The following is a 23,110-nucleotide window of genomic DNA, read 5'->3' on the forward strand; positions in this document are numbered from 1 at the left end:
CTCACCGGGCCCGCCGGACGGCACCCGCCGCCGCTCCCCCGCCGAGGATCAGCACCAGCGCGGTCAACCCCCACCGCCGCTTCTCCTTCGTACGGGCGTGCGGGTCGGACTGCGCCGAAGCCTTCCGCTCCTTGGGCGCGGCCCCGCGAGACGGCTTCGCCGGTATCGGCGCGGGCGGTGGAACCACCTTGGGCGAAGGCGAAGGCGTCGGTGACGGCGGTGTCGATGTCGGACTCGGGGAGGACGTCGGGGTGGGACTCGGCTTAGGCGACGGCGTCGAGCTGGGCGACAGGGTCGGCGTCTGAGTCGGGGTAGGCGTGGGCGTCGGGGTGGGACTGGGAGACGAAGTAGGCGTCGGAGTCGGGGTGGGTATCGGGGTCGGCTTGGGTGGTTCCGGTTTCGGCGGTTCGGGAGGCGCGGTGAGACAGCCCGCGGCGTCCGAACCCGCCAGCGGCGGACCCGAAAGCACCTGCGTCACCTGCCCACCGCGATCCAGCCGGTACAGCACGCTGCGCCCGCCGATCCGGTTCGCCATGGCGTACAGGGCACCGTCGCGGGCCAGCACGACTGAGCCGTAGATGTCGGCGGGCGGGAACCGGGCGTCTTCGGCCTCACGGACCTTTCCGGACGCCGGGTCGATGGTGATCACGGCGCCTTTTCCGCGCCAGGTCGTGGAAACGCCGTAGAGCAGTCCGTTGTGGTAGGCGAAATCGTTGACGTCGTGGGCGAGCGTGATCGGCCGCAGGAACACCGTCTTGATCACCCGCAGGTACCGCTCCCCCGGCGTCAGGTCCACTGTGTATAGCGTGCCGTTCCTCAGCAGGTACCAGGAATTCCCGCCGATCGCGCCCGCGGTCACCCCGGCGACGGGGCTCCACACCGGCAGCCGGTTCCCGGCGCGGGTGATCGGGCCGAGGTCCTGGGTGCGCCCGTCGCGGTCGATCGTCACCGCGTGCGCGCCGCGGCTGAGACCTTCGGCGACACCGAAGACCAGATCCCGCGTCGCGGAGTAGCCGAGCGCGTTGAGCCGGTACCCCGGTTCGGTGACCCGCGAAGTGGTCCCCGAGCCGACGTCGAGCCACCGCAGCTTCGACTTCCCGTACGAACCGGTCTCCGCCTGCACCACCAGGCAGGACTCGGCGGCTCGCGCGGTCATCGGGGCCAGCAGCGCCGACGCGCCGACCAGCCCGGCGACGGCCGCCGTCGCCGCCGCCCGCGTCACCCCGTCCACAGTGCTCACCGGTTCAGGTGAGCCTTGTCAGCGCGGCGGTGAACGCGTCGGGCGGGATCCGCACTCCGCCGCCGAACGGGTTCTGCAGCTGGTAGATGGCGAACAACAGCAGCGTGACCGTCCCGGCCAGGGTGGACACGATCACCAGATGCGCGGCCAGCCGGGTGCCACCGAACAGGTTGGGCAGCAGGACCGAGATGAGGCTGCCGAGGATGAGCGCGAACCAGACGACACCGCCGACCTTGCCGCCCTCGACCGCGTTGAGCCGGGCCTGCCGGGCTTCGTAGACCTGCCAGAGCTGGGTGGACGCCTCGGTCTTGCGTTCGCGGAACCAGTCGTCGTCCGAAGGGGCCTTGTCGACCGCCTTGCGCAACTGGTCGAGCTGCGTCCAGCCGGCGTCGGAGACGAAGTCCCGGCCGCCCGCCATCTGCGGCCACTCCTTCTTCTCGACCGTGGAGATGTAGTCCGCGCTCAGCTTCCGGACCTCGGCCTTGACCCCGTCTCCCAGGGAATCGGCGGCCCAGACGGCGGCGACCAGGCTGTCCGCCTCGTGGTACGAGCCTTCGCGCGCCGCGCTCGCGGAGTCGAACAGGGAGATCAGGATGAACGCGACGAGGACGGCGTGCAGCCCGCCGACGATGGTGAACACCTGGCCGGCGGCGTCGTTGTTGTCCGGCCGCCCTTCGTCCCAGCCGAACTTGCGGACGAGGTAGCCGACGAATCCCGCGAGTGCCGCCGCGCCGACGACCCAGGCGATGCCGGTCAGGTAAATACCCATTCGACTCCCTCCGTGCGATGACTGCTGAAACTAGTTCACGCTTCGGCACACGGAAAAGAGCGAGTGAATCAATTCATTCCTGCGGTGGAACAACCCTTGTCGATCATCACCGGCTCGGCCCAATTTCTCATATCGCGAAACGAATTCCGCCACGCGCCGGAAAGTCCCGTCACCGGTCGGAGAGCACCGCTTCACGACCGAGTGAGAACCGGCCACAAGACGTCACCGATACCCGTCGATACCGACTTTTCGAGCAGTTTTGTAGCCCGAACGGCCGCCGGTAGCCACCGCGTCCGGTCCAATCCGGCAAACAGGTGAACCTCCCCTGTGACCCGATCGAGTTGTTTGTCCGGGCATTACCGCTTGCTATGTTGACTTTGCACTCACCCCACTCGAATGGGTATCCGCGAATTGTGAGAACAGCAGTTCACCGGGCCACCGGCCGGTTGAGCAAACCGTCGACTACGAGACTGAAAGGGAGTCCGTTGACGACCATCGACACCCGAACCGGTACCCGGCCCGCCGCCGAAGTCCTGACCTGGAGCCGGAATCTGCTCGACCCTGCGCTGCGCGAAGCCGTCGACGGACTGCCCGAATCGATGCGGCTCATCGCCGGCTACCACTTCGGCTGGTGGGACGAACGCGGCAGGCCCTCCACTTCGGACGGTGGGAAGGCCTTGCGGCCCGCGCTAGCGCTGTTGTCGGCGCAAGCGGTCGGCGGGGACGCCGAGGTCGCCGTCCCGGTGGGGGTCGCGGTCGAACTGGTGCACAACTTCTCACTGCTGCACGACGACGTAATGGACGCCGACACCACGCGACGGCACCGCCCGACGGCCTGGACGATCTTCGGCACGGGCGCCGCGATCCTCGCCGGGGACGCCCTGCTGTGCCGGGCCTTCGAGGTGCTGGCGCCGTTCGGGCAGACCGCGCTGCGGGTGCTGAGCACCGCCGTGATCGATCTCCTGGAAGGACAGAGCGCCGACCTGAAGTTCGAGGAACGCGGTGACGTCGACACCGCCGAATGCGTACGCATGGCCGAGGGGAAGACCGGCGCGTTGCTCGGGGCGTCCTGCACGCTCGGGGCACTCGCCGGGGAAGGGAGGCAGGATCAGATCGACCGGCTGACCGAGTACGGGAGGGCACTCGGGCTGGCGTTCCAGCACATCGACGATCTCCTCGGGATCTGGGGCGATCCGGAGGTGACCGGGAAACCGGTCCACTCGGATCTTTCCAACCGGAAGAAGTCCCTGCCGGTGGTGGCCGCGCTCCACTCCGGGACCGAAGCCGGGCGAGAGCTGGACGCCTTGTACCGCAAGGAAAACCTCGACGCCACGGAGTTGCCCCACGCGGCGGAGCTGGTGGAACGGGCGGGCGGCCGGTCATGGAGCCAGGAGCAGGCCGACGCGCTCCTGACCGGCGCGCTGCACCATCTCGCCGTCTCGAACCCGGTGCCCCGCCCAGGCGCCGAGCTCGCGGCCCTCGCGAAACTGGTGGTGCGACGACGTTATTGAAGACCGGGCGCGGAAAGGCAGGGGTGGGCCGGTCGAAGCGGCCCGGCCCACCGCTGTCGACCCAGGGATCAGCGCCCGGGGCGGGTCAGCCCCTGATCACCGGCTCCCCGGCTGAGGACGACTTCGTCGGTGGCCTTGAGCGCTTCCGCGCCGGCGTCCCCGCTCTGCCCGGCGGTCAGGTCGAGCAACCGGATCGGCGGTCCGAGCTGGACCAGGGTCGGGACGTACTCGGCCTTGTCGACCTTCCAGCGTTCGCCGTCGCGCACGAACCGGAACCGCGCGGCCGCGCCCTGTTCGGTCGAGCCCTTCGGCTCCGAATGCCGGGCGACGCTGTTGCCGAGGCCGTAGGCGACCCACTTGCCGTTGATCTGTTCGAAGGGCTGAACGACGTGCGCGTGGTGGCCGATGATGAGGTCGATCGAGTCGTCGCCGAGGAGTTTCTTCGCCAGTGAGCGCTGTTCTGCGGTCGCGTCGTGCTGGTACTCGGTGCCCCAGTGCAGGCTCGCGACGACGACCTGGGCGCCCGCCTTCCGCGCGGCCTTGGCCTGGGCGATCACGTCTTCGGCGTCGATCTGGTTGACCAGCCAGGGTTTCCCCGCGGGCACCTTGATCCCGTTGAACCCGTAGGCGAAGGAGATCTGGGCGACCTTGACGCCCTTGACGTCGACGATCAGCGGCTTCTTCGCCTCCTCGGCCGAACGCGCCGAGCCGGTGTGCTTGATCCCCGCTTCGTCGAGTTTGTCGAGTGTCCGCGTCGCGCCCTCCACGCCCTGGTCGATCGTGTGGTTGGACGCCGTCGAGCAGTTGTCGTACCCGGTGTCCTTGAGCGCGTCGACGATCTCGGGCGGCGCGCTGAACGACGGATAGCCGCTGTACGGCCCGCCCTTCGGCGCGAGCGGGGTTTCGAGATGGCAGATGCCGAGGTCGGCCCCGGAGATCAGCGGTTTGATCCCGGCCAGCAGCGGCCGGTAGTCGATCTCGCCCTTGCCGTCCTCCTTGGCCTGGTCGGTCAGGGCGGGGTGGATCAGCACGTCACCGGTGGCGACCACGGTGAAAGACCCGTCCGGCGCCTGGCTCGCTTGCGTCTGCGGCTCGGAGGCGGCGGGAGGCTGCTGCGGCTCAGGGGTGGAGCTGCACGCGGCGAGCAGCAAGGCGGCGCTGAGGAGAGCGGCGCTTTGACGAACGCTGGTCTGACTGACGCGGGAGCTGAACATCGGTTCCCTCGATCGGGTGACAAGTCCCTTTCATCCTGCCTTACGCCGAATGGGTACGACACTCAACCAAAGTCAACAAGAACGATCGGACAAACATCGGACAAGTTCCCCATGACTACTCGCCGAGATACCCGGTTCCTACGTGGGATTTGTACGACCACAGCCGCCTTCCGTGACTCAATCGCGCCTTGACGTCACCCGGAAGAGTGTTTAGTAATACGAGTCACACTCTTCCGCTTCGTCCTGGGAGCATTCGATGTCCACAGCTTCGCACAGGTCCCTGCCCTGGCGCATTGTTGGTTCTTGTTTGATTGCCGGTCTCGTATTGACCGGCTGCTCCTCCGGGAAGGAGACCGCCGCGCCGCAGCAGCAGGCCCCCGCGAGCGGCAAGGTCACTCTCTTCTACCTGCAGAAACAGGGCGATCAGCAGTACTTCGTCGAGCAGGCGCAGGGCGCGCAGGAGAAGGCGAAAGAACTGGGCGTCGAGCTCAAGGTCGTCAACCTCGGGCAGGACGCCAACAAGGCGATCACCGAACTCGACGCCGCGCTCGCCCAGGGCGCCAACGGCATCGCGATCGTCGTCCCGGATCAGGCCATCGGCCCGCAGGTGCTCGACAAGGCCAAGAGCGCCGGTATCCCGATCATCGCCTCCGACGACGTGATCAAGGACGGCGGCGGGGCGAAGTCGCCGTTCGTGGGCTTCAACGGCTCGCAGATGGGCGACTCGGTGGGCAAGGAAGCCGCGAAGCTGTTCAAGGCGGCGGGATGGACCGCGGCCGACACGAAGATCATCAGTGCCTACAAGCAGGACCTGACCGTGTGCTCGGACCGTGTCTCCGCCGCGAAGGCCTCGTTCGACAAAGACGCTGGTGCCCAGGTGCCGGTGATCGAGGTCGGCACCGACAACACCCCGGTGGACGCGCAGAACCGCACCGGCGCGGTGATCGGCTCGAACCCGGGCGTCAAGCACTGGGTGGTCTGGGGCTGCAACGACGAGAACGAGACCGGTGCGGTGACCGCGCTGGCGAACTCGGGCGTCGCCGCGAACGACATCATCGGCGTCGGCCTCGGCGCGTACCTGACCTGCAAGGACTGGGCCGCGGGCAAGGACACCGGCAACAAGTCGGCGCTGTTCATCTCCGGCGCCGAGGTCGGCCGCACCGCGATCCAGCTGCTCGTGGACAAGGTGAAGAACTCCAAGGAACTGCCCCCGGAGACGATCGCGAAGACCCAGATCGTCACCAAGGACAACTACAAGCAGGCCGGCGTCAACTGCATCTGATCCCGCGTGGAGGCGTTTCCATGGCCACATCCGAACCCGCGGCGGCGCTGACCGCCGAAGGGATCAGCAAACGGTTCTCCGGGGTGACGGCGCTCGACGGCGTCACCCTGGACTTCCGGCCCGGCGAGGTGCTCGCGCTGATGGGCGAGAACGGCGCCGGGAAGTCCACCCTGCTGCGGGTGCTGTCCGGCGACCACGGTCCCGACGACGGGCACCTGCTGATCGACGGCGCCCCCGTGAGCTTCGACAGCCCGCGGGCCGCGATGGCCGCCGGGATCCGGGTGATCTACCAGGAGCCGGAGATCATCCCGCACGTTTCGGTGGCGGAGAACGTCTTCGTCGGCGAACTGCCCGCGCGGGGACGGCTGGTCAACCGGCGGACCCTGCACCGGATGACACAGGAAGCGTTGCGGGAGTATGGGTTCGAGGGCGTCCTGCGGCCGGAGACGCTCGGGAGCAGGCTGTCCGCCGCGCAGCGGCAGCTGGTCGAGATCCTGCGGGTGCTCACCGCCGCGACCCCGCCGAAGGTGATCGCGTTCGACGAGCCGACGTCGTCGCTGTCCGAGCACGAGGTCGACGCGCTGTTCGCGCTGATCCGGAGGCTGCGCGACAGCGGCGTGGCGGTCGTCTACGTCTCCCACCGGATGAAGGAGATCTTCCAGCTCGCGGACCGGGTGGCGGTGCTGCGCGACGGCAGGCTGATCGGCGTGGAGGACGCGACAGCCACCGACGAGAACCAGTTGGTGCGCATGATGATCGGCCGCGATCTGTCCACTTTGGAGCGCCGGGTCACCCAGGAGACCGGCCGGGTCGTGCTGCGGCTCGACCAGGTCACCACCGACGACGTCACCGGCATCTCCCTGGAGGTCCGCGCGGGCGAGGTCGTCTGTCTCGCCGGTCTGGTCGGCGCCGGTCGTTCGGAACTCGCGCACGCGATCGTCGGCGACCTGCCGGTGCGCTCGGGCACCGTCGAACTGGACGGGAAACCGTTGCGTGCCCGCACTCCCGGCGACGCGGTCAAGGCGGGGATCGGGTTCGCGCCGGAGGAACGCAAGACCGACGCGTTGCTGATGCAGCGGTCCGTGCGGGACAACGTCTCCATCGCCGTGCTCGACCGGCTGCGCCGCTTCCGGGTGGTGCGCCGCGCCAAGGAACGCGAACTCGTCGCCGAGTACGTGCGCGAACTGCGGGTGCGGACGCCGTCGATGGAGCAGGAGGTCCGCAAGCTCTCCGGCGGCAACCAGCAGAAGACCGTCCTCGCGCGCTGGCTCGCGCGGCGGCCGAAACTGCTGATCCTCGACGAACCGACGCGCGGCGTCGACGTCGGCGCGAAGGCCGAGATCTACCGGATCATCGACGGTCTCGCCGCCGAAGGCATCGCGCTGCTGGTGATCTCGTCCGATCTGCCCGAGGTGCTGAGCCTCGCCGACCGGATCGTCGTCCTGCGCGCGGGCCGGGTCGCCGGGGAACTCGACCGCGACGACGCGACCGAGGAAGCCGTGCTGACCCTGGCCATCCCCGCCACCGAACCCGCCGTCGAAGAAGACCAGGAGATCGCCTCGTGAGCACCCCCACGCGCACCGAATCCGAAGAACGGGCTCCCGCCGGGGAGACCGAGCGGGTCTCCCCCGCCCGGCGGGTGCTGACCGCGATCGGCGTGCAGAACTCGAGCCTGCTGCTCACCCTGATCGCGCTCGTGATCCTGATGAGCTCGCTGAACGAGAACTTCCTCCGTACCAACAACCTGCTGCTGATCGGCAGCGCGATCACCATCATGGGCCTGCTGTCGCTGGTGCAGACCCTGGTGATCATCCTCGGCGCGCTCGACATCTCGGTCGGCTCGATGGCCGGACTCGCGTCGGTGGTTTCGGCGATGGTGTTCACCTCGACCGGGAGTTCCGCGGTCGGGACACTCGCCGCGATCGGCGTCGGCGTGGTGTGCGGCCTGGTCAACGGCATGATCATCATCTTCGGCCGGGTCAACCCGGTGGTCGCGACGCTGGCGATGCTCGCGACGTACAAGGGCATCGCGCAGGTGATCTCGGACGGCAAGGCGCAGGGCTACACCGGCGCCGACGACCTGTTCATCTTCCTGGCCAAGGGATCCATCGCCGGGCTGCCGACGCTGGTGTGGGTGTTCCTGATCGTCGCTGCGGTGCTGCACTTCCTGTTGCGCTACACCGACATCGGCCGCAACATCTACGCGATCGGCGGCAACGACACGGCCGCGCGGCTGGCCGGGATCAACATCAACCGCTACATCATCGGCGTGTACGCCCTCGTCGGCGTGGTCGCGGCGATCGCAGGTCTGCTGATCACCGCGCGCACGGGGTCCGGGCAGCCGACGTCCGGTTCCGAAGGGCTCGAACTGCTGGCCGTCACCGGCGCCGCGCTCGGCGGCACGATGCTCAAGGGCGGCAAGGGCTCCATCATCAGCACCGTGCTGGCGGTGATCATCCTGGGCGTGCTCAACAACGGGATGTCCGGACTCGGCGTCAACCCCTTCTGGCAGAACATGGCGACCGGGTCCCTGCTCGTCATCGCCGTCGTGCTCCAGCAGGTCCGCGGCGGGGAACGCCGGGTCGGCCTGCCCGTATGACCCGGCATGCCCGGATCGTCGACGAACTGGGCAGGCTGATCGCTTCCGGAGCTTTCGGGACCGGGCAGCCGATCGTGCCGGAAGACCTCGGCCGCAGGTTCTCCGCGTCGCGCACGGTGGTGCGGGAAGCGTTGCGGGTGCTGGAATCCAAGGGCATGGTGACGGCGCGGCCGCGGGTCGGCACCTGGACGCGGCCGCCGGAGCACTGGGACGCGATCGATCCGGACGTCATCGCCTGGCGGGTCGCCGGGCCCGAACGCTCCCGGCATCTGGCGGACCTGCACGAACTGCGGCTGGCGATCGAACCGCAGGCGGCGAGAATGGCGGCGTGGCACCGTCGCCCGGACGAACTCGCGGTCCTCGTCGCGACGTACGGGCTGATGGCGGACGCCACCGGCGCTGTCGACCTCCAGGCTTTTCGGGCGGCCGACAGCGCTTTCCACGCGGCCCTGCTTCGCGCGTCCGGCAATCCCTTGATCGCGCAGTTGCACGTCCCGGTCGTCGCGGCGCTCGAAGAGGTCCCCGGTGACGAAGTGCTCGCGGCGCATTCGCTCGTGGTGGCGATGGTGCTCGGAAAGGACGCCGACGGAGCGGAATCGGCGACCCGGTGCCTGCTGGAAACCGTTGTGCCGTACCGCTCATCGGCATCTTGAGTGGTACACACCATTCCAGGTTCCGTTTCCCCGCTCAATCACGCGTGTCGTCCGTCTGATCACGCGTGTCGTCCATCCAGTCACGTCGGCCCGGCTTGCGGCATCGGCGAACGCGCGTGCTTGAAGGCCGAACTCACGTGATCAGATGGCGAACGCGCGTGATTGGATGGACGACACGCGTGATCGGGTGGACGTCAGCCGGGCGGAGACGAGGCCGGACCTCGTGAAGTGCTCGACTGCTCGCACTTGCCGGCTTCGGGTGTCGCGAAAGCCACTTTCGCAACGTTGAAGGTTGCGAAAGTGGCTTTCACAACGCTGTCCGGCACGTGAAACGCGAAGGTCAGGCCAGGCAGTCGCCGGGTTCACCTCGCCGGAGGGCCGGGTCGTCCTGGAGGAAGGTCCGGGCCACGCCCGGCCCGCTGGACCGCGTCTCGAACCGGACGGTCACCCGCCCGTGCCCGGCGCCCTGCACCCAGCCGCTCCCGTGCTCTTCGTGCACGACGTCGTCCCCGGGCCGCCAGCTCGACGACGGGACCGCGACCGCCGGCGCGGGCGCCCGCTCGACCACGGGCACGTCCGGAACCGGGACGGACAGGGTGAACAGCGGATCCTGATGCGGCACCGAAAGCCCGGAGAGCGCGACCCCGGCCAGCCGCACCCCGCCGAACTCGGTCGGGTCGATCAGCAGCCGTTCCGCCATCGACGCGAGCTGGTCGAACTCGTCGGTGGGCGAAGCCATCGTCTCCGACCGCGTCACCGTGCTGAAGTCGGTGTGCCGCAGCTTCACCACCACCGTCCGCGCGACCCGGCCGGCGTTGATCAGCCGCCGGTGCGCGTGGACGGCCAGATCGCGAACCTCGCGCCGCAGGCTCGGCAGGTCGATCAGGTCCCGGTCGAAGGTGGTCTCCGCGCTGACCTGCTTGAGTTCCGCACGGTCGGACACCGGCCGGTCGTCGACGCCGGTGGCGAGGCGCCGCAGGTCCCGGCCGACCACACTGCCCAAAGTGGACACCGCGTCGGCGTCGGAGAGCGCGGTCAGCTGGCCCAGCGTCCGGACGCCGATCGCCCGCAGTTTCCCTTCCGCCACCGGCCCGATCCCCCACAGCACCCTGGTCGGCAGCGGGGCGAGGAAGTCGCGTTCGGTGCCCTGGTCGACGACGAGCAGCCCGTCCGGTTTCGCCAGATCCGAGGCGACCTTCGCGACCTGCTTGCCCGACGCCGCCCCGATCGACGCCACCAGGCCGATCTCGGACCGGATGTGCTCCCGCAGGCGGGCACCGAAGTCCTTCACCTCGGCCGAGGAGGCCCCGGCCAGCGACGGCGGTTCCGCGAAGGCCTCGTCGAGGGAGATCCGCTCCAGCACGGGCGCGTACGTGGCGACGAGCTCGAACACCCGCGTGCTCAGCAGTTCGTACAGTTTGAACCGCGGCGGCAGGATGACCCCGTTGGGCGGCAACAACCGTCGCGCCTGCGACATCGGCATCGCCGACTTGATCCCGTGTTCGCGCGCCTGATAGCTCGCCCCGGCGACCACGCCGCGCGGGCCCGCGCCGCCGACCAGGACGGGACGCTTCGCCAGCGTCGGCCGGGTCAGCTGTTCACAGGAGGCGTAGAACGCGTCCATGTCGAGGTGGATGACCCACCGGTCATGCCCGCCCATCGCCCGGTACCTCGAGAAGACGATGCAGGGCCTTCGTGTAGTCCTCGAACGCGGCCCGGCCTCGGGTGGTCAGCTCGACCAGCGTCACCGGTGTGCGGTGTTCGAAGGCCTTGGTGATCTCGACGTAGCCGGCGTCCTCGAGTTTGCGCAGATGCGTCGACAGGTTGCCCGGCGTCATGTCCAGCAGCTGCTGCAACCGCGGGAAGGTGATGCGGTCCCCCGGCCCCAGGCTCGACAGCGCCACGGTGACCCGCAGCCGCGCCTGCGCGTGGATCACCGGATCGAGCTGCGGCAGCCCGTCTTCGCTCATCGCGACCGCACCAGGAAGACCAGCGACGCCACCAGGAAGCCACCGCCGCCCGCGAGACTCAGCACGAGGAAGTTGTGCGGTCCCCCGGCCAGCACGCTCGCCGCGCCGCACGCGATGATCCACACGCCGAGGCCGTATTGCAGCTTGCTCTGCCACAGCATCCCGCCCGCGAGGTACATCAGGCCGGTCAGCATGAGCGAGGTCCCGGACCACAGCAACGGGATCAGGTCGGCGTCGAGGCCGAGGCGGATCAGCGCGGTGTTCACCACCGTCAGCCCGCCGAACGCGATCATCCAGCTCCAGCCGTACATCGCCCCGACGAGCCGGGACGGCCCGCGCACGCCGCGGCCCGCGCGGATGCCGTAGATCGCCGAGTACGCCATCGCGCCGGCGAACCCGGCGACGGTGATCACCCCGGCGACCCACATCGGCATCAGGGCGGTGGGCGGGGCGGAGACGTAGACGAGCCCGAAACCGAACAGCCACACCAGACCCCAGACGGCGAGCAGCACGGAGGGATTCGGCCCGATCTCGCGCCGGGTCTTCTCCGACTGACTGGCGATGAGCGCGAGCGATTCCTCAGGCGTCATCGGCCGCGCGTCGTCGTCGCGTTCATCCTCCACCACCTCGGAAAACTAACACGGGCTCACAGCCTGGCCGTGTCAAGCCGGAACCTCGCCATCACCACGAGCGCGGGCACCACCAGCCAGGCCGCGAGCACCCCGACGGCGATCAGCGTCCCCGAACCGCCGAGCACCGGCGCGCGGCCGATCTCGCCGAGCCAGTACGTCGGCATGAGGTGCCCGGCGGTGTTCATCCAGCCGGGCAGGATCTGCAACGGGATCCACAGCCCGCCGAACATGCCCAGCGGCAGCATCAGCGCGCCGGTCACGGCCTGGACGGTGTCGCCCTTGCCGAACAGCCCGATCATCAGGCCCAGCACCGCGAAGGGCAGCGCGCCGAGCCACAGCGAACCGAAGATCGTCAGCCACTGGCCGGTTTCCAGCCGGATACCGCGGATCATCCCGGCCGCGAAGATCACCAGCAGCACGGGCAGCGCGACGAACAAACCCGCCGACACCTTGACCATGAGATAGCCCGGCGCCCGCATCGGCGTCAGCCGCAGGGTGCGCTGCCAGCCGTCGGTGCGCTCGGTGGCGACGCGGGTACCGGTGAAGAGCGCGGCGGTCATGGCGCCGTACGCGGCCATGTTCACCATGGTCACCGTCGCGGTCGAGATGCCGGGCGCGATCTCCTGGGCGCCGAAGATCCCGCCGAACAACAGGAACATCGCCAGCGGCATGCCGATGGTGAACAGCGCGAACTGCGGGCTACGGACGATGCGCTTGATCTCCAGCGCGAGGTAGCTCAGGTTCATCGCGACACTCCCTCGGTTACGTCGGCGGTCAGCGCGATGAAGGCTTCTTCCAGCCCCACGGCGGTGATTTCGATGTTCGCGGCGTCCGGGAACTCGCGCAGCAGACCGCGGATGGCGAGGTCGGAATCCGCACAACTCAACTCCGCGCGCCCGGCCCGCAGCACCGCGCGCGACACCCCGGGCAGCGCGGCGAGGGCCGCTTCGGTGTCGTGGGTGGCATTCGGGACGACGGCGCGCAGCACCCGCCCGGCGACCGCGGCCCGGACCTCGCCGACCGGCCCGTCCGCGACGACCCGGCCGTGCCGCATGAGCACGACGCGGTCCGCGTAGTCCTCGGCCTCGGCGAGGTAATGCGTCGCGAATACGACCGTCCGGCCCGTCTCGGTGTACTCCCGCATCGACGCCCAGAACCGGCGCCGCCCGTCGACGTCCATCGCCGCGGTCGGTTCGTCGAGCACCAGCAGATCCGGATCGCCGACCAGCGCGAGCGCGAACCGCACTCGCTGCTGCTCCCCGCCGGAGAGCTTCCCGCAGCGGCGGTTCGCGTACTCGGCGACGCCGGCGCGCTTGAGCACCTCGCGGGTCGGCAGCGGGTTCCGGTGCAGCGAGGCGAACAGGCCGACGAGTTCGGCGACCGTGGCGTCCCTGAGCAACGTCCCGTTCTGGGCCATCGCGCCGACCGTCCCCCGGTCCATCGCCTCGGCCGCGCTGACCCCGGCGACCCGGACCTGCCCCACGTCCGGCCTGGTCAGGCCCAGCAGCATGTCGATCGTGGTGGATTTGCCCGCCCCGTTCGGTCCGAGCAGCGCCACCACCTCCCCCGGTGCGACCCGCACGCTGACGTCGTCGACGGCCAGGACGTCACCGAAGCGCTTCACCAGCCCTTCGAGGCTGAACGCGTCCGCCATGACTTTCCCCCTTCGAGCACTCTGAACAACAAAGCTCACTCCGCACTTTGTAACACAAAGCCCCCTGCGGTGGAAACCCCGGAGGTACATGAAGGCCCCCTTCCTGTACCTAGGCGCAAGGAAGGGGGCCTTCATGCACTTGGGGACTAGGCGGGCACCCGGGAGAGTGCGGCGGCCGCGGGCGGGGTGGGCGGAGGTACGGGAAGCGGCAGCGGCGCGCATTCGACGTCGGCCGTCCGCCCTGGCTTGCGGTCGGGCAGCGCCCCGGTCGCCAGATAGTCGGCGATCCGGTTGTCGACGCACGCGTTGCCGCGCGGGGTGATCGCGTGGCTCGTGCCACCCGGCTCACCGATCAGGCGAGCGCCGGGGAAGCGACTACGCACTTCGAGGCTGCCTTCGTACGGCGTCGCCGCGTCGAGCGTCTCGCCGATCATCAGCACGCTCGGCACCTTCTTGCCGTCGACCTTGACCGGCTTGCCGGGCTTCGCGGGCCAGAACAGGCAGGGCCCGTTGAACCAGGCGTTCTGCCACGTGAAGTACGGGGCCTTCTGGTAGGTCCGCCAGTTGTCGTGCTTCCACTGCTGCCAGCTCTGCGGCCACTTCACGTCGGTGCACTGGACGGCGAGGTAGACGGCGTAGCTGTTGTCGTCACCGCGGCCGCCGAAGCTCTCGAACAGGCCCTTCATCGTCTGCCAGTCGCCCTTGTTGACGAACTTCGCCAGCGCGTCACCGAGCAGCGTCCAGCGCAGCTGGTAGTAGGAGGCCTGATTGAACACGTCGAGCAACTCGTCCGGGCCGATGTAGCCGCCCGCCGGAACCGCGGCCAGCTTCTTCAGCTGTTCGTCGAAGACCTGTTTCACCGCGGCCTGGGTCTTGCCGAGGTGGTAGACGTCGTCGTGCGACGCGACCCAGCCGAACCAGATGTTGAGGTTGACGTCGTAGGCGAGGTCCTGGTTCAGGTTGGCCTGGTACCAGACGTTGCGGGGGTCCACAGTGGAATCGAGGACCATCCGGCGGACGTGCTGCGGGAACAGCGTCCCGTAGACCTGGCCGAGGTAGGTGCCGTAGGAATACCCGTAGAAGTTCAGCTGCTCCGCGCCGAGCGCCCTGCGGATGCCGTCCATGTCCTTGACCGTGTCGGTCGTCTTGATGTTGTCGAGCAGCGCGCGGCTGTTCTTCTCCGCGCACGCGTCGGCGTAGGACTTCGAGCGCTGAAGCCAGGTCTTCTCCAGCTCCCGCGTCGTCGGCACGTAGTTCGGCCGGTTGTAGTCCATGTAGTTCGGGATGCACGAAAGCGCGGGCTTGCTGGAGCCGACGCCGCGCGGGTCGAAGCCGACCCAGTCGTAGGCGTCGCCGGCGTGGTTCGGCACGCGCGGTCCGCGGGTCGCGAGCAGCAGCCCGGAACCGCCGGGGCCGCCCGGGTTCGTGAGCATGACGCCCTGATACTGCGCTTCGGACGTCTTGTGCTTGACGCGGCTGAGCGCGAGCTGGATCTTCTCGCCGCGTGGCCGCGAGTAGTCCAACGGGACCGGCAGGAAGCCGCATTCGGCTCCGGCGCTGATCAACGCCGGGTCGGTGCACGCCCCCCAGGTGATCGTCTCGGCGGGCTGTGCCGCCTCAGCCGCACCGGCGGGCGCGGTCACCGCGACCGAGGCGAGCGTGGCCACGGCCAGCGCGGTGGTGAGAACACGTCTCAAGGTTTCTCCCTTTCCCTCCAAAGGTGAAAGCCCCGAAACCCTATCCACGTGCGTGACCTGCGAAAGCCCTCCCGAGAAGATCCCTACCAACGGCGGGTCCCGATCGCGGCAAACCGGGCAGCCGGTTAATCGGTTGGGAGGCCATGCGGGGCGCGCTAGGGTGCGGATCATGATCTATCACGTGCGCATCCGCACCGCCTGAGACGGCGTGACCGCAGGGCCCCCGCGATCGGGAGGCCCCTTCTTCTGCGCGCCGTCTGACGTCTCTTCACGGATCCAGACAGGACATCATGCAGAAGCACATCGCCATGATCGGCTGCACCGCGCCGAGCCACATCTACCCCTCGCTGGCGGTCATCCGTGAGCTGGTCGCTCGCGGGCACCGCGTCAGCTACGTCGTGGGCGAGCCGCTCACCGGGCTGATCGAACCGACCGGGGCCGAGATCGTCCCGCATCCCTCGATCCTCCCGCTCGGCGACCAGTCGGCGTGGCCCGAGGACCCGGCGTCGCAGATGCGGGTCTTCCTCGACGAGGGCATCCAGGCGATGCCGGTGCTGACCGGGTTCTACGACGACGACCGCCCGGACCTGCTGCTGTACGACATCGGTGGGCTTCCGGCGCCGCTGCTCGCCAGGCGCTACGACGTTCCGGCGGTGCAGCTTTCCCCGACGTATGTCGCTTGGGAAGGCTACGAAGAGGACATGGCGGAGATCCTGACCTCGATCCGGTCCTCGCCGACCGGAAAGGACTACTTCGCCACTTTCACCCGGTGGCTGAACGAAAACGGGATCGAGGCGGACGCCTGGGACTGGATCTCCCATCCGGAGCAGGTGCTCGCGCTGCTGCCGAGGGCGATGCAGCCCAACGTCGAGCGGGTGCCGTCGTCGGTCCGGTTCGTCGGCCCGGCGCTCGACCCGGAACGGCTCGCCGACCGGAGCTGGACCCCGCCCGCCAACGGCAAGAAGGTCCTGCTGATGTCGCTCGGCACGGCGTTCACCGACCAGCTCGACCTGTTCCGCGCGTGCGTGGACGGGTTCCGCGACTCCGACTGGCACGTGGTCATCTCGATCGGGCAGACCGACGCGACCGAGCTCGGTCCGCTGCCCGGGCACATCGAGGTACACCAGTTCGTCCCGCAGCTCGCGGTGCTGGAGGCCGCGTCGGCGTTCATCACGCACGCCGGCATGGGCGGCAGCACCGAATCGCTGTGGTACGGCGTGCCGACCGTCGCGATCCCGCTGGCCACCGACGGTTTCGGCAACGCGGCGAAGCTGGCGGAACTGGGCGTGGGTGAGGAACTCGCGGCCGCCGACGTGACGGCGTCGACGTTGCGGGCGGCTGTCGAGCGGGTCGCCGGGTCACCTGAGGTGGCAGCGCGTCTCGCCGAGGTTCAGACCGAGACCAGGGGGAACGGCGGGATCGACCGGGCGGCGGACGCCGTGGAGTCCTTCCTGCGGTAAGCCTCGTGAGTGGTGAGGACGGTTAGAACCGTCCTCACCACTCACGAGCGTTCAGGTGCCCCGGATCTCGTTCAGGTAGTTGTAGATCGTGTACCGCGTGACGTCGAGTTCCCCGGCGAGGTGGTCCACGGAGTCCTTGATGAGGAAGAACCCGGCCTCGTCCAGCTCCCGGACCACGGCCGCCTTGTGCCGCTTCTTCATCAGGTCCACCGGGATCCCGGCCTTCGTCACCGCGCGCCCGATCAGGAACCGTTGCAGGCTGTCGACGTCCGGCGGGAACGTCTCGGGTTCGTGCCCGTTGGCCTTGGGCGCGCCGTCGGACAGCCGGTTGACGCACAGGCAGCCGATCGCGACCCCGTCGGCGTCCCGCAGGAACAGGGTCGAGGAGCGGATCGCGCGCCCGTCGGGGCCGTGGGTCTCGTAGTTCGTCAGGTCCTGCGTGGTGCCGCGACGGACAAGGCCCAGCAGGAGATCCGTCATCGGCCCGCCGACCGTCCGGCCGGTGAGGTCGCCCGCGATGGCGACGATCGAGTCCGGCAGCCTGCTCAGATCGTGCAGCAGGACTTCATTGCCCGGCCCCAGCATCGCCGCGAGCGCGTGCACCGCCGGGACGAGCGCCGTGAGCAGGTCCCCCGAGGCCGCCGACGCGACGGCGGGAACCTCGAAGACACGGGCCGGTTTCGTCAAGCGAACCAACGCCGAGCGCACCAGTTCCGCCGCGCTCGCCGGGGTCGAGGCGTGCGGGGACAGCCGGACGTGTTCCGGCCGCACGGTCGCGGCGATCCCGGCGTCCGCCAGCGCGGAACCCACCTGTTCGGCGGCGTGCCCCGGCAGGGTGAAGGCGAGGATCCCGGCCCGTCGCTCGACGGCCGAAACCACCTCTCCTCCCAGGGATTTCACGACTTCTTCGAGTTCGCCTACGCGTTCGGTGATCCGTCCGGCGATGGCCGCGACACCCGCCTCCTCGACCAGCTCCAACGCGGCCGCGAACGCGCCCGAGGTGATCGGGCTGAGGTTCGAGATCGACCACGCGGCCGCGGTGTCGTCGGCCGGATGGATCTCGTCGTCGAACAGACCCGGGTCACGGGCGCCGGTCCAGCCGGACAGGATCGGTTCCATCCGCTCCAACGCGCGGTCGGACAGCACGGCGAATCCGGTGCCCCAGCCCGCCCGAAGCCATTTCTGACCGCCGACGACGAGCACGTCCGCGACCTCCCAGGGCGCCTCGGTCACGCCGAAGCCCTGGATGCCGTCGACGACGAGCAGCCTGTCCCCTGCCACCTCGCGGATCGCCGCCAGGTCGGCGCGATACCCGGTGCGGAAGTCGACCGCGCTCACGCTGACCAGCGACGTCTCCGGCGTCAGCGCCGCCTTGACCGCGTCCGCCGTGACGTTCCCGAGCGGCAGCCGCCGCACGGTCAGCCGTCCCGCCTGTTCGGCCCGTGCCCACGGATAGGTGTTGGCCGGGAACTCCGCCGCCGACACCAGCGCTTCACCGCTGGGGGCGTTGAACGCGGCCTGGAACAGTCCGAGACTGGTATGCGGAAGCAGCACCGTGTGGTCGGTGTCGCTGCCGGAAAGCCGCGCGGCGGCGGCCTTGGCGCGGGTCTCCTGCCGCATCAGGTCGTCCACAGTGGACGGACCGGCCTTGGTCGAGGCGTCGAGCAGGCTCGCCGTCGTGTCGAGCACGGCGTGCGACGGCGGACCGAACCGGGCGAAGTCGAGGTACCCGGCCGGTTCGTCGAACTGCAGCAGGTACCGCGGGGCGATCCGCGTCATGCGAGGACCCTGGCCAGGAACTGCTGGGTCCGCTCGTGCTTCGGATCGCTCAGGATCTCCCCCGGCGGGCCGGTCTCGACGACCGCGCCGTCGGCCATGAACACCACCTCGTCCGCGGCCTCGGCCGCGAACCCCATCTCGTGCGTCACCACGACCATCGTCATCCCCTCCGCGGCCAACGTACCCATCACCGCCAGCACCTCGCCCACGAGTTCCGGGTCGAGCGCCGACGTCGGCTCGTCGAACAGCATCAGCTTCGGCTTCATCGCGAGCGACCGGGCGATCGCGACCCGCTGCTGCTGCCCGCCCGAGAGCTGCGCCGGATAGGCGTCGGCGCGGTGCGCGAGGCCGACCCTGTCGAGCAGTTCGAGCGCCTGCTCCCGGGCTTCGTCCAAGGGGACACCGAGTACCCGCACCGGCCCCTCGACGACGTTCTGCAACGCCGTCCGGTGGCCGAACAGGTTGAACCGCTGGAACACCATGCCGATGTCACGCCGCTGCCGGGCGACCTCGCGTTCCTTCAGCTCGTACAGCTTGCCGCCCCGCAGCCGGAAGCCGATCGGTTCGCCGTCGACCCAGACCTGTCCGGCGTCGATCGTCTCCAGATGGTTGACGCAGCGCAGGAACGTGCTCTTCCCCGCGCCGGACGGGCCGAGCAGGCAGACCACCTGTCCTTTGTGGACTTCGAGGTCGATCCCGCTCAGTACTTCGGTGTGGCCGTAGCTCTTGCGGACGCCGACGGCCTTCAGCAGTGCCTCAGCCACGTTCACTCCTCACCAGCGGCGCGGTGCGCAAGGCCTTGGCGGCGCGGGAGAACGGGCTCCGCGACCGGTCTTCGGAATCGAAGGCGCGCTCCAGATAGTGCTGCCCGACCCCGGCGACGGTCACCACGACCATGTACCAGACCGCGGCCGCCAGCAGGGTCTCCATCACCAGCAGGTTGTTGGACGAGATGTTGTTGGCGGCGTGGATCAGTTCGGTCACCCCGATCACCGAAGCCATCGACGTCCCCTTGAGCATGTTGATGAAGTCGTTGCCGGTCGGCGGGATGATCACCCGCATCGCCTGCGGCAGCACCACCCGGCGCAGCGTCGCGCCCGGCGACATCCCGATCGACTTCGCCGCTTCGGTCTGTCCACTGTCGACACTGTTCAACCCGGCGCGGACGATCTCCGCCATGTACGCGCTTTCGTTGAGCGCCAGCCCGAGCAGCGCGGCGGTGAACGCGGTGATCAGCACGTTGGTCTGCTCGTGCAGCAGGTAGCCGCCGAACGGCAGCGGGATCGAGATGAACTCGAAGACCAGCGCGAGGTTGTACCAGATGAGGATCTGCAACAGCACCGGAAGCCCGCGGAACAGCCAGATGTAGCCTGCCGCGAACCAGCGCGCCACCGGATTCGCCGAGCGGCGCATCAGGGCGATCACGATGCCGATGACGATCGCCGACCCCTGCGCGATCACCGCGAGCAGCACGGTGTTGAGCAGGCCGACCGCCATCACCCGGTACCACAGGAACTCCGGGACCGAATCCCACTGGATCTGCGCGTTCCCGAGTGCGATCCCGAGCAGGACCAGCAGCACCAGGATGATCACACCGCTGACCCAGCGGCCCCAGTGCTTCAGCCGGACGATGGGCAGCGGCTCAAGGGGCGCCCGCTCAACTTCCGCCATTGAGCTTCGCCTCCTTGAGCGCGCCCTGCTCGACACCCCAGGCCTGGAGGATCTTGCCGTAGCCGCCGTCGACGATCAGGGACTGCAACGCCTTTTGGATCGACTCGGCGAGCGGCTTGTTCTCCTTGTTGACGCCGATCCCGTACGGCCCGCCGTTGATCGGCTCGCCCGGGACGACCTCGAAGAACTTGCCCTCGCCGGCGGTGCGGGAGATGTAGACCGCACTGGGCAGGTCGTTGAGGATGGCGGCGACCCGGCCGGTGCGGAGCTGGTTCTGGTTCTGGGTGTCGGAATCGGTCGCGGTCACGGTCAGCGCGGGCTTGCCCGCCTGCGTGCACTTGCCGTTCTGCTCTTCGGCGAACTTCTGGTGGCTCGTGCCCTGCACGACCGCGACGTTCTTGCCGCACAGCGTGTCCGGGCCGGAGATCTGGTCGGGATTGCCCTTGCGGACCATGATCGTGATGCCGGAGGAGAAGTAGTCGACGAAGTCGATCTGCGCCTGGCGGGTCTTGGTGTCGTTCATCGCGGCCATCGTGAGGTCGACGCGGCCGGACTGGAGGCTCGTGATGAGCGAGCCGAACGCCATGTCCTGGTGGTGCACGGTGACGCCCAGCTTCTTGCCGATGGCCTTGGCGAGGTCGACCTCGTAGCCGATCGGGGTCTTGCCGTCGGCGGCGTAGAAGTTGTTGGGCGCGGACTGCAGGTTCGACGCCAGGTGCAGCATCCCGGCCTGCGCGTACTTCGCGGGCAGCGTGCCGGCGACGGCGGTGTCCTTTTGGACGGCCTCGATCAGTGCGGCCGTGTCCGGGATCGCGGACGGCGCCCCGGAGGCCGCGGGTTCCTGGCCGCCTGCCCCGTCGGGCCCGCCTCCGCAGGCCGCGGTGACGAGCGCGGCCAGGCCGGTGAGCACGGCCAAGCGCCAGGTTCGGGTCAGGGTGTGCGGCGTCGACGGCATGACGGTCCTCCACGGTGCCTCGGGTGGTCGCCGACGCTACAACTGCCTGTTGAAGAGGTCAACTGACAGTTGAAATCTTGTCCGGTGGATGTCCGCCTTGTCGCGTTTAGTCCTCTGGGTGCGGTCCTTGCACACGCAAGTACCGCATCCAGAGGACTAAACGCAGCGCGGCGAGGGGGCGGGGCGAGCGCGTGAAGGCCCCCTTCCCTCGGCTGAACCGAGGGAAGGGGGCCTTCACGAGGGAAGCGGCCGGATGGCGGTCAGACCGCGATGTAGTTCCCCGACAGGATGAGCAGGACCTGCACGGTGATGCCGGTGCCGTAGTAGTCGGTGGCGTTCGGCGTCCAGGTGGTGACCTTGGTCCACAGCTTGTCCAGCCAGGCCTGGCTGCCCGAATCGTTCATCGCCGCGATGGCGAACGACGCGGTGAAGCAGGGGTGCTGACCCGTCTCGCCCGCGAGCTTGCCGCCCGCCAGCGTGTAGCCGGTGGTGATCTTGGCCGGGTCGCCGCCGGTCGTCTGCTGGATCCAGGTGTTCATCTTCTTCACCTGACCCTGCGCCGGGCTGCCCGACACGGTGATGCCGTCGACGCCAAGCCGCCACGGGTCACGGCAGGCGTTCCACGCGAAGTGCGGGTCGTGGTCCTCGAGGAAGCCGTCCGGAGCGGGCTTCGGCGTGGAGTTGGTGTTGACGACGAAGTCCGGGATCAGCCCGGTCTTCGGCGAGTACTTCTGCTGGAGCTGGGTGACGGCCTGCTCCTGCCGGGTCCGGACCTGTCCCCAGAACGAGTCGCCGGTGGCCTTTTCGAACGCGCGCAGGTGGCCCGGCATCCAGTCGGACGAGCGCGAGCTGTTGGTGTACTCGGCGTCGTCCGCCCAGTCGGCGAGCCGCATGAACTTGGTGCTGGAGTTGACCTCGCTGCGCTTGATCGCCTTGATGATCCGCAGCGCCTCGGACTTGTAGTTCACCGAACCGGAGCTGCCCCAGACCTTGTCGGCGATGAGCAGGCCGTAGGCGATTTCGAGGTCGCCGTCGGTCGCCGAGTCGACGCCGTTGACGCTCTTGCAGCTCTCGTTCTGCTCGGCGGCGTGCAGGTCCTTGTCGATCGACGACGGGTGCGCCTTCACGAACTTCAGGATGCCGTCGAAGATGGTGCGGGCCTGCGAGTCCTTGTCGCCCATCATGGCCGCGATGGTCATCCCGTAGCCCTGGCCCTCGGCCACGAAGGCGTGGTCGGCGTCCGGCGCCTTGACCGCGTAAGTGCCAGTCCCGCACTTGGTGGTCAGGAAGTTCTTCTTCCAGAAGTCGTAGTACTTGGCGAGCGCCGCGTCCTGCGTCGCCTGCGACACCGACGGGCGCAGAACGCCCGGCAGGTATGGGGTTCCTTGAGCGGTGGCCGCGGTGGCGGGGGCGGTCGTCGCGACCAGCCCGGCGGTCAGCGCGGCCGCGGCCAGCACTGTCCGAACGGTCTTTCTCATGGCTCCTCCGGAAACGTCGTTGGTGGCGGCGGCGCGTTTCGAGAGTGACAGCCGAATCGGCCAAAAACAAGAGAGTTAAGAAAGTTTCCTTACTATTACCGCAGATGACGTCTGCGTGACAGTGCCCTAGCGTTGACACCATGAAGATCGACTTGAGTGCGCGCGACGAGTCCTTCCGGGACTTCTGGACCGAGCGCCACCTCGCCACCCTGACCACCGTCCGCCCCGACGGGACCCCGCATGTCGTCGCGGTCGGGGTCACTGTGGACTTCGAGGCCGGGATCGCCCGCGTGATCACGTTCCGCTCGTCCAAGAAGGCCAGGATGATCAAGGAAGCGGGCGAAAAGGGCATTCCGGTCGCCGCCTGCCAGATCGACGGACCGCGCTGGTCCACTTTGGAGGGACACGCGGTGCTGCGCGAAGACCCGGAGTCGGTGCGCGACGCCGAGAACCGCTACGCCGCGCGCTACCGGCAGCCCAAGCCGAACCCGGAACGCGTGGTCATCGAGATCGCCGTGAGCCGGGTCCTCGGCAACGCCTGACCCC

At 68.7% G+C, this 23,110-nt stretch carries 21 protein-coding genes; 7 read left to right on the forward strand and 14 right to left on the reverse strand.

Annotated features, from left to right (window positions below; genetic code table 11):
- Position 1: 1 nt before the first annotated feature.
- Both B0293_RS32695 and B0293_RS32700 read right to left on the reverse strand, forming a co-directional pair.
- The gene (locus B0293_RS32695) at positions 2-1,240 is read right to left on the reverse strand and encodes a DUF6923 family protein (protein ID WP_052014337.1); all 1,239 of its coding nucleotides are present in this window, start codon (positions 1,238-1,240) and stop codon (positions 2-4) included.
- Positions 1,241-1,244: 4 nt separating this feature from the next.
- Positions 1,245-2,009, reverse strand: coding sequence for a bestrophin-like domain (locus tag B0293_RS32700; protein ID WP_005153131.1), 765 nt, complete (start codon positions 2,007-2,009; stop codon positions 1,245-1,247).
- A 485-nt stretch (positions 2,010-2,494) separates the two neighbouring features.
- Here B0293_RS32700 and B0293_RS32705 point away from each other — a divergent pair, with 485 nt between their 5' ends.
- A complete protein-coding gene (locus B0293_RS32705; protein WP_005153132.1) occupies positions 2,495-3,520 on the forward strand; it encodes a family 2 encapsulin nanocompartment cargo protein polyprenyl transferase in 1,026 nt (341 codons plus the stop codon).
- Between the two features lie 68 nt (positions 3,521-3,588).
- Here the strand turns inward: B0293_RS32705 and B0293_RS32710 are convergent, their stop codons facing one another.
- Positions 3,589-4,734, reverse strand: coding sequence for a CapA family protein (locus B0293_RS32710; RefSeq protein ID WP_039916236.1), 1,146 nt, complete (start codon positions 4,732-4,734; stop codon positions 3,589-3,591).
- Between the two features lie 325 nt (positions 4,735-5,059).
- Here B0293_RS32710 and B0293_RS32715 point away from each other — a divergent pair, with 325 nt between their 5' ends.
- From B0293_RS32715 to B0293_RS32730, 4 genes are read left to right on the forward strand one after another with little or no spacing between them, the layout of a single operon-like run.
- Entirely contained in the window at positions 5,060-6,016 is a 957-nt protein-coding gene (locus B0293_RS32715; protein ID WP_005153135.1) for a substrate-binding domain-containing protein, read from the forward strand.
- A 20-nt stretch (positions 6,017-6,036) separates the two neighbouring features.
- Positions 6,037-7,581, forward strand: a complete 1,545-nt coding sequence (locus B0293_RS32720) for a sugar ABC transporter ATP-binding protein (protein WP_005153137.1) — start codon at positions 6,037-6,039, stop codon at positions 7,579-7,581.
- Positions 7,578-8,615 (forward strand): ABC transporter permease, encoded by a 1,038-nt coding sequence (locus B0293_RS32725; protein ID WP_005153140.1) that lies wholly within the window; start codon positions 7,578-7,580, stop codon positions 8,613-8,615. The genes B0293_RS32720 and B0293_RS32725 overlap by 4 nt, the downstream gene beginning before the upstream one ends.
- Complete coding sequence (locus B0293_RS32730; RefSeq protein WP_005153142.1) at positions 8,612-9,268, forward strand: FadR/GntR family transcriptional regulator; 657 nt, start codon at positions 8,612-8,614, stop codon at positions 9,266-9,268. Before B0293_RS32725 ends, B0293_RS32730 begins: the two co-directional genes overlap by 4 nt.
- A gap of 340 nt (positions 9,269-9,608) precedes the next feature.
- On the opposite strand, the gene B0293_RS32735 is transcribed toward B0293_RS32730, so the two are convergent.
- The 6 genes from B0293_RS32735 to B0293_RS32760 all read right to left on the reverse strand — a co-directional run bounded on the left by B0293_RS32735 (position 9,609) and on the right by B0293_RS32760 (position 15,221).
- Entirely contained in the window at positions 9,609-10,928 is a 1,320-nt protein-coding gene (locus B0293_RS32735) for a DNA polymerase IV (protein WP_005153145.1), read from the reverse strand.
- Positions 10,915-11,238, reverse strand: a complete 324-nt coding sequence (locus B0293_RS32740; protein WP_005153148.1) for a winged helix-turn-helix domain-containing protein — start codon at positions 11,236-11,238, stop codon at positions 10,915-10,917. Before B0293_RS32740 ends, B0293_RS32735 begins: the two co-directional genes overlap by 14 nt.
- Complete coding sequence (locus tag B0293_RS32745; RefSeq protein WP_085939604.1) at positions 11,235-11,864, reverse strand: hypothetical protein; 630 nt, start codon at positions 11,862-11,864, stop codon at positions 11,235-11,237. The genes B0293_RS32740 and B0293_RS32745 overlap by 4 nt, the downstream gene beginning before the upstream one ends.
- Positions 11,865-11,884: 20 nt before the next feature.
- The gene (locus B0293_RS32750) at positions 11,885-12,616 is read right to left on the reverse strand and encodes an ABC transporter permease (RefSeq protein ID WP_005153153.1); all 732 of its coding nucleotides are present in this window, start codon (positions 12,614-12,616) and stop codon (positions 11,885-11,887) included.
- Entirely contained in the window at positions 12,613-13,524 is a 912-nt protein-coding gene (locus B0293_RS32755) for an ABC transporter ATP-binding protein (RefSeq protein ID WP_005153155.1), read from the reverse strand. The genes B0293_RS32750 and B0293_RS32755 overlap by 4 nt, the downstream gene beginning before the upstream one ends.
- 146 nt (positions 13,525-13,670) lie before the next feature.
- Complete coding sequence (locus B0293_RS32760; RefSeq protein ID WP_005153157.1) at positions 13,671-15,221, reverse strand: alpha/beta hydrolase; 1,551 nt, start codon at positions 15,219-15,221, stop codon at positions 13,671-13,673.
- A 290-nt stretch (positions 15,222-15,511) separates the two neighbouring features.
- Between B0293_RS32760 and B0293_RS32765 the strand changes: the two genes are divergently transcribed.
- Positions 15,512-16,681, forward strand: coding sequence for a macrolide family glycosyltransferase (locus tag B0293_RS32765; protein ID WP_005153168.1), 1,170 nt, complete (start codon positions 15,512-15,514; stop codon positions 16,679-16,681).
- Positions 16,682-16,732: 51 nt separating this feature from the next.
- Here B0293_RS32765 and B0293_RS32770 read toward each other — a convergent pair whose 3' ends face one another.
- From B0293_RS32770 to B0293_RS32790, 5 genes are all read right to left on the reverse strand, one after another.
- Entirely contained in the window at positions 16,733-18,460 is a 1,728-nt protein-coding gene (locus tag B0293_RS32770) for an aminotransferase class V-fold PLP-dependent enzyme (RefSeq protein WP_005153169.1), read from the reverse strand.
- Complete coding sequence (locus tag B0293_RS32775; RefSeq protein ID WP_005153170.1) at positions 18,457-19,224, reverse strand: amino acid ABC transporter ATP-binding protein; 768 nt, start codon at positions 19,222-19,224, stop codon at positions 18,457-18,459. The genes B0293_RS32770 and B0293_RS32775 overlap by 4 nt, the downstream gene beginning before the upstream one ends.
- Positions 19,217-20,131, reverse strand: a complete 915-nt coding sequence (locus tag B0293_RS32780) for an amino acid ABC transporter permease (protein WP_005153171.1) — start codon at positions 20,129-20,131, stop codon at positions 19,217-19,219. Before B0293_RS32780 ends, B0293_RS32775 begins: the two co-directional genes overlap by 8 nt.
- Positions 20,118-21,086, reverse strand: coding sequence for an ABC transporter substrate-binding protein (locus B0293_RS32785; protein WP_005153172.1), 969 nt, complete (start codon positions 21,084-21,086; stop codon positions 20,118-20,120). The genes B0293_RS32780 and B0293_RS32785 overlap by 14 nt, the downstream gene beginning before the upstream one ends.
- Before the next feature lie 260 nt (positions 21,087-21,346).
- Positions 21,347-22,564, reverse strand: coding sequence for a glycosyl hydrolase family 8 (locus tag B0293_RS32790; RefSeq protein WP_039916240.1), 1,218 nt, complete (start codon positions 22,562-22,564; stop codon positions 21,347-21,349).
- Between the two features lie 140 nt (positions 22,565-22,704).
- Between B0293_RS32790 and B0293_RS32795 the strand changes: the two genes are divergently transcribed.
- The gene (locus tag B0293_RS32795) at positions 22,705-23,106 is read left to right on the forward strand and encodes a TIGR03618 family F420-dependent PPOX class oxidoreductase (protein WP_005153174.1); all 402 of its coding nucleotides are present in this window, start codon (positions 22,705-22,707) and stop codon (positions 23,104-23,106) included.
- Positions 23,107-23,110 lie beyond the last annotated feature (4 nt).

Origin of the sequence: Amycolatopsis azurea DSM 43854 (genome assembly GCF_001995215.1) — a bacterium.
In the GTDB taxonomy this organism is placed as follows: domain Bacteria; phylum Actinomycetota; class Actinomycetes; order Mycobacteriales; family Pseudonocardiaceae; genus Amycolatopsis; species Amycolatopsis azurea.

Bases quoted from the DNA above. Each gene is read 5' to 3' on its own strand.
- B0293_RS32700 (WP_005153131.1), bottom strand. From the start codon at position 2,009: ATGGGTATTTACCTGACCGGCATCGCCTGGGTCGTCGGCGCGGCGGCA.
- B0293_RS32710 (WP_039916236.1), bottom strand. From the start codon at position 4,734: ATGTTCAGCTCCCGCGTCAGTCAGACCAGCGTTCGTCAAAGCGCCGCT.
- B0293_RS32720 (WP_005153137.1), top strand. From the start codon at position 6,037: ATGGCCACATCCGAACCCGCGGCGGCGCTGACCGCCGAAGGGATCAGC.
- B0293_RS32730 (WP_005153142.1), top strand. From the start codon at position 8,612: ATGACCCGGCATGCCCGGATCGTCGACGAACTGGGCAGGCTGATCGCT.
- B0293_RS32735 (WP_005153145.1), bottom strand. From the start codon at position 10,928: ATGGGCGGGCATGACCGGTGGGTCATCCACCTCGACATGGACGCGTTC.
- B0293_RS32740 (WP_005153148.1), bottom strand. From the start codon at position 11,238: ATGAGCGAAGACGGGCTGCCGCAGCTCGATCCGGTGATCCACGCGCAG.
- B0293_RS32750 (WP_005153153.1), bottom strand. From the start codon at position 12,616: ATGAACCTGAGCTACCTCGCGCTGGAGATCAAGCGCATCGTCCGTAGC.
- B0293_RS32755 (WP_005153155.1), bottom strand. From the start codon at position 13,524: ATGGCGGACGCGTTCAGCCTCGAAGGGCTGGTGAAGCGCTTCGGTGAC.
- B0293_RS32765 (WP_005153168.1), top strand. From the start codon at position 15,512: ATGCAGAAGCACATCGCCATGATCGGCTGCACCGCGCCGAGCCACATC.
- B0293_RS32770 (WP_005153169.1), bottom strand. From the start codon at position 18,460: ATGACGCGGATCGCCCCGCGGTACCTGCTGCAGTTCGACGAACCGGCC.
- B0293_RS32780 (WP_005153171.1), bottom strand. From the start codon at position 20,131: ATGGCGGAAGTTGAGCGGGCGCCCCTTGAGCCGCTGCCCATCGTCCGG.
- B0293_RS32785 (WP_005153172.1), bottom strand. From the start codon at position 21,086: ATGCCGTCGACGCCGCACACCCTGACCCGAACCTGGCGCTTGGCCGTG.
- B0293_RS32790 (WP_039916240.1), bottom strand. From the start codon at position 22,564: ATGAGAAAGACCGTTCGGACAGTGCTGGCCGCGGCCGCGCTGACCGCC.
- B0293_RS32795 (WP_005153174.1), top strand. From the start codon at position 22,705: ATGAAGATCGACTTGAGTGCGCGCGACGAGTCCTTCCGGGACTTCTGG.